At 59.9% G+C, this 11,867-nt stretch carries 10 protein-coding genes; 4 read left to right on the forward strand and 6 right to left on the reverse strand.

What is annotated here, in order from left to right:
- Window positions 1–23: 23 nt before the first annotated feature.
- Together ABSL23_RS15945 and ABSL23_RS15950 are read right to left on the reverse strand one after the other, a co-directional pair.
- Window positions 24–581 (reverse strand): hypothetical protein, encoded by a 558-nt coding sequence (locus ABSL23_RS15945; protein WP_353635553.1) that lies wholly within the window; start codon window positions 579–581, stop codon window positions 24–26.
- Between the two features lie 11 nt (window positions 582–592).
- Window positions 593–1,246 carry a helix-turn-helix domain-containing protein gene (locus ABSL23_RS15950; RefSeq protein ID WP_010890434.1) on the reverse strand — a complete coding sequence of 218 codons (654 nt, stop codon included), beginning with the start codon at window positions 1,244–1,246 and terminating at the stop codon, window positions 593–595.
- 285 nt (window positions 1,247–1,531) lie between these two features.
- Here ABSL23_RS15950 and fni point away from each other — a divergent pair, with 285 nt between their 5' ends.
- The 3 genes from fni (at window position 1,532) to ABSL23_RS15965 (ending at window position 6,486) form a co-directional block, all read left to right on the forward strand.
- Window positions 1,532–2,614: a type 2 isopentenyl-diphosphate Delta-isomerase gene (fni, locus tag ABSL23_RS15955; protein WP_010904022.1), complete on the forward strand. Its 1,083-nt coding sequence runs from the start codon at window positions 1,532–1,534 to the stop codon at window positions 2,612–2,614.
- Window positions 2,615–3,129: 515 nt separating this feature from the next.
- Window positions 3,130–4,803 carry a transposase gene (locus ABSL23_RS15960; RefSeq protein ID WP_353635536.1) on the forward strand — a complete coding sequence of 558 codons (1,674 nt, stop codon included), beginning with the start codon at window positions 3,130–3,132 and terminating at the stop codon, window positions 4,801–4,803.
- A 450-nt stretch (window positions 4,804–5,253) separates the two neighbouring features.
- The gene (locus tag ABSL23_RS15965) at window positions 5,254–6,486 is read left to right on the forward strand and encodes a phage integrase SAM-like domain-containing protein (protein WP_353635537.1); all 1,233 of its coding nucleotides are present in this window, start codon (window positions 5,254–5,256) and stop codon (window positions 6,484–6,486) included.
- Window positions 6,487–6,519: 33 nt separating this feature from the next.
- Here the strand turns inward: ABSL23_RS15965 and ABSL23_RS15970 are convergent, their stop codons facing one another.
- Genes ABSL23_RS15970 through ABSL23_RS15980 form a run of 3 tightly spaced genes read right to left on the reverse strand, consistent with a single transcriptional unit; the run spans window position 6,520 to window position 9,341 of the window.
- Window positions 6,520–7,173, reverse strand: coding sequence for a hypothetical protein (locus ABSL23_RS15970; protein WP_353635538.1), 654 nt, complete (start codon window positions 7,171–7,173; stop codon window positions 6,520–6,522).
- Between the two features lie 28 nt (window positions 7,174–7,201).
- On the reverse strand, window positions 7,202–9,121 hold the full coding sequence (locus ABSL23_RS15975; RefSeq protein WP_004594624.1) for a cation-translocating P-type ATPase: 1,920 nt from the start codon (window positions 9,119–9,121) through the stop codon (window positions 7,202–7,204).
- Window positions 9,122–9,125: 4 nt separating this feature from the next.
- Window positions 9,126–9,341, reverse strand: a complete 216-nt coding sequence (locus ABSL23_RS15980; protein ID WP_004594622.1) for a heavy metal-associated domain-containing protein — start codon at window positions 9,339–9,341, stop codon at window positions 9,126–9,128.
- Window positions 9,342–9,542: 201 nt separating this feature from the next.
- On the opposite strand from ABSL23_RS15980, the gene ABSL23_RS15985 reads away from it, so the two are divergent.
- Window positions 9,543–10,067, forward strand: a complete 525-nt coding sequence (locus ABSL23_RS15985; RefSeq protein ID WP_353635539.1) for a helix-turn-helix domain-containing protein — start codon at window positions 9,543–9,545, stop codon at window positions 10,065–10,067.
- A 29-nt stretch (window positions 10,068–10,096) separates the two neighbouring features.
- Here the strand turns inward: ABSL23_RS15985 and ABSL23_RS15990 are convergent, their stop codons facing one another.
- A complete protein-coding gene (locus ABSL23_RS15990; protein ID WP_011222406.1) occupies window positions 10,097–11,563 on the reverse strand; it encodes an amidohydrolase family protein in 1,467 nt (488 codons plus the stop codon).
- Between the last annotated feature and the right edge of the window lie 304 nt (window positions 11,564–11,867).

Raw genomic sequence — 11,867 nt, forward strand, 5'->3', positions numbered from 1 at the left:
TGGTCTAACCGCCAAAATGCTCTCTACTCACTCCACGTGAGCTGTCCAACGGTTGGAAACTCAGCCTTCGCTGTTTGGGGTGGGTTGTAGTATCGGGACTTGATATCGTAGTATCCGAATTCGGGAGGGATACGAGCGCATGCCTTTGCCAGATTTTCGTCCGCTGTGTGAGTGATCACACGGATTCGAGCATTCGCTTCGAACAATCGAACTGCCAACGCGACCACCGCCGCGTCCTGCCAGTTGTTCGTCTCTGGATACTTGCTCTGCTGGTTGAGAAACTCATCTGCAACGAACCGTGCTTTCTCAACCGGTCCAGCACTACTATCGAATCCCGCTGTACGATCACCTGGTAGCGGTGTGGCTACCCGAAGCCACCCTTCTTCGATAGCCGTATCGAGGTATGGATTCGTCGGTGAGTCGGCACTCCCGGTATCCGCCAGCTCGTGGTAGACCGCTGCTGGCACCCAAACTTCAGTTCCAGCTTCCTCTACGGCACTCTTGAGCGATTGTAGGTGTGGACTGGGGTGCTTCCCCAAGTTCCGAAACATCACCGTGTCCGCAATGTTCGCAGTATACATCCTCGCTCGGTTCACTTATCGGCGTATTCCTCGAGGAGATCGCCCCCCTCCGCATCGAACTCATCCGGTGTGTACGTCGTCGGGGTCGAATCGTCATCACCGAGGTCGAGAACCGAATAGAGCGCTTCGACGAGATCATACGTAGTTCCAGGAGAGAGATCTGTGAGGCTCGCGATTTGCCGGATTGTGACCTCGCCCTCACTGTGTGCGTTCACGAGATCGTATGCGAGCGCGAACGTGACGATGCCGTAGTCTTCGAGGACTCGTTCGATCGCTGGGTACTCGTTTTTCTGGGCGATTACCTCGATGATTTTGGGAGTGATCGAGACTTCCGTCTCACGGACCGTCAACGTTAGCTCGAACTCCTGAGCGGTGTATACGGCAGTCCCGGTCTCGTCGCCAACCTTGCTGATCAGGCCCGCCTGCTCCAGTTTATGCAAGTAGTCGTACACCGTCTTTTTGGAGACGGTCGTTGTTTCGACGAGTTCGGGACCTGTTGCAGTCTCTGCCTGTCTAATCGATGTATAGAGGTCCGCGAGGGACGGGTTCTCAAGTAATTCTGCGAACGTCGGAATTCCAGTGATGGTTCCTGGAGTGTCCCCCGCGTTTCGCACGTGTTCTGTATCGTAACTCATCTTGTGTAGAGTTACGAAACTGGAAACCATAAATGTTTGCCACGGAACCGGGTCACTGTAGTGTTTACAAACGGGCCCGACCGCAGAGGATAGCTTTGTTACGTGCCTTAATTACACACTACTCTCGCCCACAACGCCCATTAAGTAGAGACGCGAACTTATCACTGGTATCTCTGTCAATTTACGTCGTATAGCAGCGCAATGCTGAATACAGACACATAGCGACCCCTGAATATTATCATTTCAAGAATAGTTAGGATGGGGGAGAGTCGATACAACAGTATTGTTTTCCCATCTCTTGTACAAACCCGACTAATGACGGCGCAGGACTCCACGCAGACTGAAGACCGAAAAGACGACCACCTTCAAATCGTCCAAGAGCGGGACGTCGAAACGACAGGCACGGGCTTCGACGACGTCCACCTCGTCCACAACGCGCTTCCGGAACTCGATTACGACGCGATCGACCCCTCCATCGACTTCCTGGGTCACGACCTCTCTGCCCCAATCTTCATCGAGAGCATGACTGGCGGGCACCACAACACGACGGAGATCAATCGGGCGCTGGCCCGGGCCGCCAGCGAAACCGGTATCGCCATGGGTCTCGGTAGCCAGCGAGCAGGCCTCGAACTCGACGACGAACGCGTCCTCGAATCGTACACCGTCGTCCGCGATGCCGCACCCGATGCGTTCATCTACGGGAACCTCGGCGCTGCACAGCTCCGAGAGTACGACATCGAAATGGTCGAGCAGGCAGTCGAGATGATCGACGCCGACGCGCTCGCGGTCCACCTGAACTTCCTCCAGGAAGCCACCCAACCAGAAGGCGACGTCGATGGCCGGAACTGTGTAGCTGCGATCGAACGAGTGTCCGAGGCACTCTCGGTGCCGATTATCGTCAAGGAAACGGGCAACGGCATCTCCGGGGAGACTGCCCGAGAGCTAACTGCGGCAGGCGTTGACGCTCTCGACGTCGCTGGCAAAGGCGGAACGACGTGGTCCGGGATCGAAGCCTATCGCGCAGCAGCCGCGAACGCGCCGCGACAGAAACAAATCGGCACCCTGTTCCGAGAATGGGGCATTCCAACCGCTGCAAGCACGATCGAGTGTGTTGCCGAACACGACTGCGTCATTGCGAGTGGTGGTGTCCGAACGGGATTGGACGTGGCAAAAGCGATTGCCCTGGGTGCCCGCGCCGGCGGGTTGGCGAAACCATTCCTGAAACCAGCTACAGACGGGCCAGACGCTGTCATCGAACGCGTCGGGGACCTGATCGCCGAGCTGCGAACAGCGATGTTCGTCACCGGCTCGGGGTCGATCGACGAGCTCCAGCAGGTGGAGTACGTGTTGCACGGAAAGACGCGCGAGTACGTGGAACAACGAACCAGTAGCGAGTAGTCCCGGATTCCCCAGTCTCAGCAGGACGGATAGAACAACAGCGGGAAAGAGAGAGCCGACTCCGATATCTGTCCAACCTGTACTTACCGAACTACGAACCACAACGAGGCGGGTTCTCACCAGCGAATTCGTCGTGAAATAACCGTTCAGTAGGTGTGCGAATGTACCGGGTATACGGAAGCAAGAACACCAGAATTTGGTTGTCAGGAACGAAGGTAGTCCCCGAGGAAATTTGAGAGATTGTACACAGTGTAAAGACCGTACCCGATTACGAGGACGGCGACAACAAGGAGAAGTGCCCAGCTCAGGTCCATGTGTCACAGAAGAATTTCTTGTAGAATAAGCTTTGTCCCCTGTGACACAACGAATTTTCACTAACCGATATACTGTTCCTCTACATCTAACGATTAGCTGCATCACTCCTGCTCGCGATTGAGGGATTCAACAGAGCCACAGAACTCTCTATACTGGTCGGTTGGACGGACTCTTGAGCGTGTCCGGGCTATTCTTCTGTAGTGATTGCGACTCGCGAGTCTCGGCGCAGCGTCTTTCGACGAATCGCACACCAACACGTCGAATGGCCCGCATATGACTCGACACCGCTGTACGATCGCTCCTCACTCGGTGGGTTAGAATCGGACGTTCGAGTCGTCTCTGGTGTCTGGTTTACCCATCCAGATCATAACTCACTCGAACAGTTCGTCTGCTCGATTCCTCTGGCCTACTTCCGCTTTGAGGCCCACGACTGCTACGGAAGTTCGACACGCTACGAGATGGATATTCTCTTTCGCATGTTCGTGCTGAAAGAACTCCACGGATGGCAGCACGAAACACCTCTCCTCGAGTACCTTGAGAGCCACCCCGAACTCCGCGAACGCCTAGAGTTGGAGACGGTACCCGATCAATCGACACTATGGCGCACTTGGAACGAGCGCTTCACGCGAGATCTCCGCGAGACCGTCCAGAAAGCGGCTCGAACGATCCTGATCAAAGCGCAGAACGCGGGTGTCGCTGTACCACGCGAACCAGAACGAAACCTCCCGAGTCGAGGCGACGACGCTACTGAATCGGACCCAAACGACCAAGCCATCCTCGACAAGGCAGGGAAGATCACCGACCACATCAGTCGCGTCGTGTTCCCCGCGTTCTCGCTCAACCGGGGCGAGGGCTGTGAGATTCCTGAGAACGCCTACTGGGACTTACAGACCTATCTGGGGCTCCGTGAGAACTTGGCCGCCAACGAGGGCGCTCAGAGCTTCATCCACGAGTCGACGCGTGATCGAACACCACTCGGACACGGCCACCGCGACCAGATTCGTGACCTCCCTATCGAGCAGATCCGCGAGATGTACCGACAGGCAGTCCAGCAACTCACCAACGAACTTGCGGGGACGGAGGAGTTCTTCCGAGCTGGAATCGTCGCGATCGACATCACTGAGGACGATTCCTTCACGGGCGACCGAACCGGCCACGAGGACGAGATAATCGGAACGAAGGAGAAGAACGACGAGTACGCCTACCAATGGGCGACCGTCCAGCTGGTCGGCAACGCTGTTCCACTCGTGCTTGATGCCCGCCCAGTTCGACGAGGCGAGTCACGAAAGGAGATCGTCAAGGACCTGCTCAACTCCGCTGAAGAGCTCGTTCACGTCGATAACGTGCTAATGGACCGAGAGTTCGATAGTCAGCACCTCTTGGAGATGATTAGCCAGCGGGGACTCTCCTATGTTGTCCCAAAGCGGATGCAGGCTAGCGAGAAAGCCCAGGCAAAACGACTCCTCCAACGGGGGCAAGACCGGTACGAGACCGACCGGAAGCTCCATCTCGGGAAGAATGAGTGGCACGAGACGACGCTGATCTACCGACGTAAAGAGAACTCTGAACACGACGATCACCGGCAGTACTCGGTGTTCATGTCCAACCGAGGTGGCGGCTTTCTCAGTGAGTACGGCCATCGGTGGGAGATTGAGAGTGGCTATCGGTCGATCAAGCGATTCATGGCTGCGACAACCTCGACGAATTTCGGGCTGCGGTTCTTCTACTTCGCGTTTGCCAGTTTGTTGTACTCGATTTGGCGAGCGGTCGATCTACTTGTCCAAGTCGAGTTAACCGGTGAATACGAGTACTCCCCCATTGTGACGGCCGATAATACGCTCACGCTGTTGAAGAAGGAGACAGGAATCGGGTAGTACGGTGCTCTACCCGTGATAGAGCGTCGCCTGAGTGGCAACGCTACCGAAAGTTGCAGAAAATCGTCCATATGGTAGGGATTTCAACAAGAAGAGTCGTTTAGAGAGGGTTCTGAAGCAGTCTCCACTTATCGATTCGGTCGAAACCACGCATCACAGACCCGCTAAACCCGGTATAGTCTCAACTTCACCAGCGTAGAGTTTTGTATAGCGATATACAATATACATTTTCCTGTAGTGCGGAATTCCGGCGCTAAGAGACTTCAGTTCCTCGAATTCTCCCGATGGGGCGAATACAGCAAGTGGTCCTGATTACGCCGGTAATCACGACCACTTTGAAGTACCCCGGCGCCGTCGGTGAAGCACGAATGCTGCAACCGCCTCACAACGACGCTTCCCCCAGGGTAGAGGACCCGAGACCGGGGCTGCAGGACGGTGGAGGGCCGGTGAATGCCTGACCGAGCGCTTTCGACGCCGCTCGACGACAGCTTCGAGCGCTACCTCCAAGACAAGGGGAAAGGCCGGGGCGGCGGCGGTGGGAACTATCGACGTAACGCTGCACGCGAGCTCGAACGGTTCGCCGAGTGGGCCGCCGGCGACCGCGGCGCCGACGACTGGACCGGGATCGCCGACGACGTCGGCCGCGAGCCGACCTTCGACGATCTCGACGAACGCGTGTTCCGGGAGTACGCCCGACATCTCGGTGGAGATCGGGGACTCAAGCAGAACACAGTACAAACCTATTACCGCTATATCTCTGCGTGGTGTGGGTGGTGCGTCAACGAGGGATATCTTGAGGCCCACTACGCGCAGCGAGCGAGTGCGATGGCGCCGCTGCCGGAGGACGACGGTCGCAAGCCCGGCGACCAGCAGGCCTGGACGTCCGAACAGCGCCACGCCCTCACCCGTCACGTCGACGAACGGGCCCGCGACGCCGTCGAGGCGTACACGACACTCCCGGAGGATACTGATCCCCTCGACAAGCAGCGAGCACGCTACGCGGCGTTGAAGGCGGCTCGTGACCGGGCGCTGGTGTTTGTCCTCGCGTACACCGCCGTCCGCGTTGGCGAACTCCTCCGCGATCCGAACGACCCGCGCCGGCGCGGCGTCCGCTGGGAGGACCTCTCCGTCGACGACGGGAGTATGGACGTCTACCGGAAGAAACAGCAATGGGATGCCGCGAGCCTTCCCGATCCGGTGATCTCGCCGTTGCGAAGCTATCGCCAGTTGATGGACCCACCAACGGAGCGCTGGCCGGTGTTTCCGACGTTCGACCAACGGACGCTCGCAGAGCTCGTCCGGGAAAACCTCGCCGAACGAGGGGAACGCCCAGAAGCAATCGCTGAACGCCGAGCGGAGTACGCTCGCGACCTGCTGCTGGCGCTCGATGAGGACATTCGGCCGCCGTCGATCACGACGGACGGCGCACGGTCGATTCTCCAACGACTCTCGGAGGCCGCCGAAATCGACATCGCCCATCCGAAACACGATTATCTTGCTCCGCACGGTGGCCGTCGTGGCATGGGCGAGGTTCTGGTCCGGGCATTCGGATATACTGTGGCGGCCCGATATCTCGATAATTCTGAGGAGATGGTTCGTGAGCGGTACTCGCATATCGAGGCTGGTGAGTTAGGTGATGTCGCTACTGAGGCCCTTGAGGAGATCGATAGTGTACCGCAGTAACTTATTTCGAGTGAGAGGGGTAGACCGTCGCGTTCACACCGCGTCGACGGTGAACAGCGAGTCGTCGCTGAGGACGACCTGTACCCGGCGGTGCCAGGCGTCAGCGAAAGCCTCTCGTTGCTGGTCAGTTGCCGATTCGTCGAGAATCCCTTGGAGGTTCCCGATTGCGGGTCCACCGTCAGGAACGTCGCTGACGTGGTAGGTCACTTCGACGGTCTCGTCCGTGTCGGTTCGCCGGAACCGGAACGTCGGGTCCGCCGTGTCCGGGTCGAACGCGTCGAAGCGCAGGAGGTCGCGGCGGCCGCCATAGCCGCCGGCGAGCCCGCTGAATCCGTCATCGCCGGTCGCGCCAGTCACGTACGAGATGATACGGCTCATCACGCCGTACGCAGCATCCTCCTGCGGGCCGGCCGTCTGGACCTCGATTTCGCTCCGGACTGGATAGTCGTCGGGATACAGGGCGTCGAGCCCGAGCTGGACGATCCGATAGGCACCCGAGGCTGTCGGACAGGAGTGTCCGGCTTCTTTCACCGCGTCCGTGTAGGTGACGACGAACGGCTCGCCCGGTTCGAGGACGCCGAGGGCCTCCGCGACGGGGTCGCGGATTTCGATCGGGTCGGCGTCGTAGTCGACCTGCCAATTGGTTCTCGTCTGGGTCGTGTCAGTCGCAGTCGAATTCGATGTCATGAGTTGTGGTTGTGATCGTGTCTTGTGGTCAGTAGCGGAGCAGTCGCATCCCGTTGAGGATGACGAGGAGGACGCTGGCCTCGTGGACCAGCATTCCCGACGCGAGGGTGACGTAGCTGGTGAGCACGCCCGCGAGGAGGACGGTCACGGTCAGCACCGCGAGCCCGACGTTCTCGAGGACGTTCCAGCGCGTCGCCTTGCTGAGTTTGACCGCGTACGGGATGCGTTCGAGGTCGTCGGCCATCAACGCCATGTCAGCCGTTTCGATAGCGGTGTCCGTTCCCGCAGCACCCATCGCGATGCCGACATCGGCAGTGGCCAGCGATGGCGCGTCGTTGATGCCGTCGCCGACCATCGCGACGACGTGGCCGTCGGCCTGGTAGCCCTCGATGACGGACTGCTTGTCCTCGGGGAGGAGTTCGGCACGGTACTCGTCGATACCGACCTCCTCGGCAACGGCAGCGGCCGTCCGCTCGTTGTCGCCGGTGAGCATCACCGTCTCGATGCCAGCGTCTTGGAGCGCCGCGACGACCCCAGGAGCGGCCTCCCGGAGCTCGTCCCGCATCGCAATCGCGCCGATGATGTCCCCGTCCCGAACGACGTGGACGACTGTCTCGCCGCGCCCCTCACGCTCGCGGACGTAGTCGGCGACCCGATCGGGGACATCGACGTCGCGGTCGTCCAGCAGCGCGCGGTTGCCGACGACGACTTCCTGGCCATCGGCATGGGCGATGACGCCCTTGCCGGCGACCACGTCGAAGTCGTCGGGATCGGGGACCGACCTGCGCCCCACGTCCGTATCGTCCGCTTGGGCGACCGTCGCTCCACCGTCCGTCGCAGCCGTCTGGCGTTCGCGGGCCATGTCGACGATGGCGTCCGCGAGGTGGTGTTCGCTCTTCTTCTCGGCGGTCGCTGCGAGCGAGAGGACGTCGGCGGCGGCGACGCCGAACCCCTCGATACCGGAGACGGTGGTCTCGCCCTTCGTGAGCGTCCCCGTCTTGTCGAAGGCGACGAGATCGATCTTGCCGGCGCGTTCGAGGTGTTCGCCGCCCTTCATCAGGACGCCCGACCGGGCGGCGTTACCGATGGCCGAGACGATGCTGACCGGTGGCCCGATGACCAGCGCGCCCGGACAGCCGATGACCAGCAGCGTCAGCGACAGGATCGCGTTCTGCGTGACCGCGTACGCGCCGATAGCCAGGGCAATGACGGCCGGCGTGTAGTACTTCGCGAACCGGTCGATGAGACTCTCCGTGGGCGACTGAGCCTCCTGGGCCTCCTCGACGCGACGGATGATCCGTTCGAGAGTCGTATCCGATCCCGCTCCCGTCGTCCGGATTTCTAGCGCGCCCTCCTGGTTGACCGTCCCGGCGTACACCTCGTCGCTGTCGGCCTTGTGGACGGGCGCGCTCTCGCCGGTGACCGGCGCCTGGTTGACTGCGCTCTCGCCGTCGACGACGGTTCCGTCGACCGGGATCTTCCCGCCCGGCTTTACGACGACGACTTCGCCCTCTTCGACATCGCGGGCGGAGACCTTTTGGAGTGTCCCGTCGCGACGGACGGTCGCCGTGTCGGGCGTCATCTCCAGTAGCTCCTGAAGTGCCGTCCGGGTCTTCCGCATCGTCCGGCCTTCGAGGTAGCTGCCAAGGCTGAACAGGAAGACGACGGCGGCGGCTTCCCAGTACTCCCCGATGACGATAGCACCGATGGCGGCCAGCGTCACCAGCGTCTTGATGCCGAGCGTCCGGTTGGTGACCTCGTGGTAAGCGGTCTTGGCGATGTCGTAGCCACCCACGACCGTCGCGAGGACGAGGATGGCGGCGCTTGCCATCTCGAAACTCGTGAGGTAGCCGAGACTCCAGCCACCGCCGTACAGCAGGCCGCTTGTCGCCGTGACGATGGCCTTCCGGTGGTTCCGGTAGTACTGCGTGATCGATTGTTTGTTCATAGTGTTAGGCGGGCTGGGGAGTGTACCCCTGGTTTTCGATGGTCTCTGCGAAGGCGTCGGGGTCAGCGACGCTGTCGTCGTACTCGATCTCGACGCGGCCGGTCGCGTAGTGGACTTCGACGTGCTGGACGCCGTCGACGTTCGACAGGGCGCGTTCGACGGTACTCGCGCAGGTCGGGCAGTCGAAGTCGAGGACGCGGAATTGGGTTGTGTCGCTCATTACAGTTTGAGATAGTGCCCGTACCTCAATAAGTATTTTTTATATGATATGTTTGAATTCGGATACGAGTCGTTGGAACAGTCAAACGGGTCGTCTAGGGCTTTCGCTATCGCGGGTCCATCCTGTACTGGATACCTCGACAGACACCTACCCGACTCCTGCCCCGCTACCTTTTCCCGCGTGCTCGCGCTCAGTCCTCGTATGAGTGATTCCGATACCGACCACCGTCTCGACGACATCGCGGTACGAGACACTCGGATTTCGGACGCCATCGACGAGCCGATGCGGGCGATGGTCCTCGACATTCTGTCCGAGGAAGCCCTAACTGCGACCGAGGTCCACGAACGCCTCGACGATCGCGGCATCGACCGGACGGAGAACACGGTCCGCCATCACATCAACGAGCTCCGGGATGCGGGCCTCGTCGACGTCGTTCGCTTCGAGGAGGGGCGTGGTGGGACGACGAAGTACTACCACGCGAACACGATCGTCCTCTCGTACTCACTACCAGATTCGGCCGACGCCGCCGTCGAGGAGATGATCGCCGCTGCCCAGCCCCAGATCACGGACGCGCTCACTACGCTCACCGACGAGTACGACGACGCTATTGAGGAGATCGTCGAGGATATGCAGCCCTGCGAGCACTGCCAGACCCAGAAGTACGAGACGTACGTTCTTCTGACCGTCCTGCGACGTGCGTTCGTTCGCGCCCACAGAAATTCCTGAGGGGGAACCACCCCTACGCTGGCAGGGTCTTAGAAGGAGAACCGATCACGCGCGGATTGCATCGCGAGGCGAGTCAGGAGTCGCGCAGGGCCACGCTTTGGGAGGTCCCGTACAGTCTCGATGCTGGTCGGCGGTTCACTACCACCAATGTCTAACTCCCAGCCTGTCTCGTCCATGAAGCGTTCGACAGCCTGATTTACTCGCTGTCGCACGTCGTCCGAGTCCATTGTCTCGGGCACACCATTCCGGAGGACGACGTCGCCGTCAACGATCACTGTCTCGACGTCGGCCGGGACCGCGTTGTTCACGACGTGTGCGGGAACGTTGGTCAGTGGCGTGAACTTCGGTTTGTCGACGTCGAGGAGGATAATATCCGCGCGCTTTCCCGCTTCGATACTGCCGATCTCGTCGCCCATCCCCAGCGCGCGTGCGCCCTCGATAGTGAGCATTCGTATCAGTTCCATCGAGTCGAACTGCCCGGCTGAACGCTTGAGATTTGCCGCCAGCCGAGCTTGCCGCGCTTCACCGAACATGCTGTACGAGTCGTGCCAGTAGTGGTCGTCAATCCCTACTCCGACGTCGACGCCGGCGGCTCGAAGCTCGGGAACGGGCGTCCACTGCGTCTCCCCGTCCGGATTCCAGTAACAGAAGACGGACGGGCAGTGCGCAACAGCCGCGTCCGCCTCGGCGGTTCGCTGGATGTCCTCTTCGTCGCCGAGGCGGAAGTGAGCAGCGACCAGTCGGTCGTCCAGGAGTCCAACGTCGTCGAGCAATCCTACCGAGTCCTCGCCACCGTTCGCTCGTGCCATCGTGTTACTCTCCTCGAGTTCGAGCAAGTGCGTGTGGACGAGCAGGTCCGGGTACTCTGCGGCGAGGGATGCGGTCCGTTCCCACAGCTGCCTGGTACACGACCAGTCGTCGTGCGGGCAGATCGTCGCCCTGATTCGGCCGTCGTACGTGTCGTGGTACGTTTCGACGAACTCGCGAGCACGGGAGAACTGCTGATCGACTGGTTGGTCCCAGAAGAGGTCCGAGATCGCCGGGCCGAAAAATCCGCGGAGCCCTGCTTCCCCGAACGCCTCTGCACCTGCGGCAGGCCGTGCGTCCATCGAGTTCACGGTTGTGACACCGCCCAAGAGGAAATTGAGCGCTGCGAGCTCGACGCCTGCCTCGACGAGGTACTCGAATTCGCCGTTCCCTAATCTGTTAAACAAGGCCGTCCCACTCCCAAGCATCTCCGTCAGCTCGAGTTCGCTAAACGCACCGATGAGCGGTGTCATCTCCAAGTGCGTGTGGGCGTTCACCAACCCCGGCATCACCAGTTTCCCGTTCCCGTCGATAACGGTGGACGCTTCTAATTCTCCGTCTCCTGCACGTGATGGTCGGACTTCTTCGATACAGCCATCGGTGATGCATACTGTGCCGCGCTCGTACAGGCGGTTCCGCTCGTCGGCTGTGAGAACGAGTGCATCATGGATTGCCAGATCGACAGCCATCGTAAATTAGGAAGTGGATGTGACAGTTACCGTACTGGACAACCGAGCAGGCCGGCGAAGGCTGTTCTTCCAGGTGGTGTTCCCCTCATTTGGGATATCATCGGTCTCTACTGGTCCCATTAGCCTCTAATACGTCGGCGTGATTTAATCAGATTCCCCTTTTGAATCTGAAGTCGGATTCCGTGGAGCTTGTGGAGGTTTGCAATGTTTTCCCCTCTTCACGATAGATCATCTATGGCCGACGGTTACGATGCCATAGTACTGATACCCTCATAGGCAGTATATTCTAATCAAAACCGCAATA

Origin of the sequence: Halobacterium sp. NMX12-1 (genome assembly GCF_040435975.1) — an archaeon.
In the GTDB taxonomy this organism is placed as follows: Archaea; Halobacteriota; Halobacteria; order Halobacteriales; family Halobacteriaceae; genus Halobacterium; species Halobacterium hubeiense.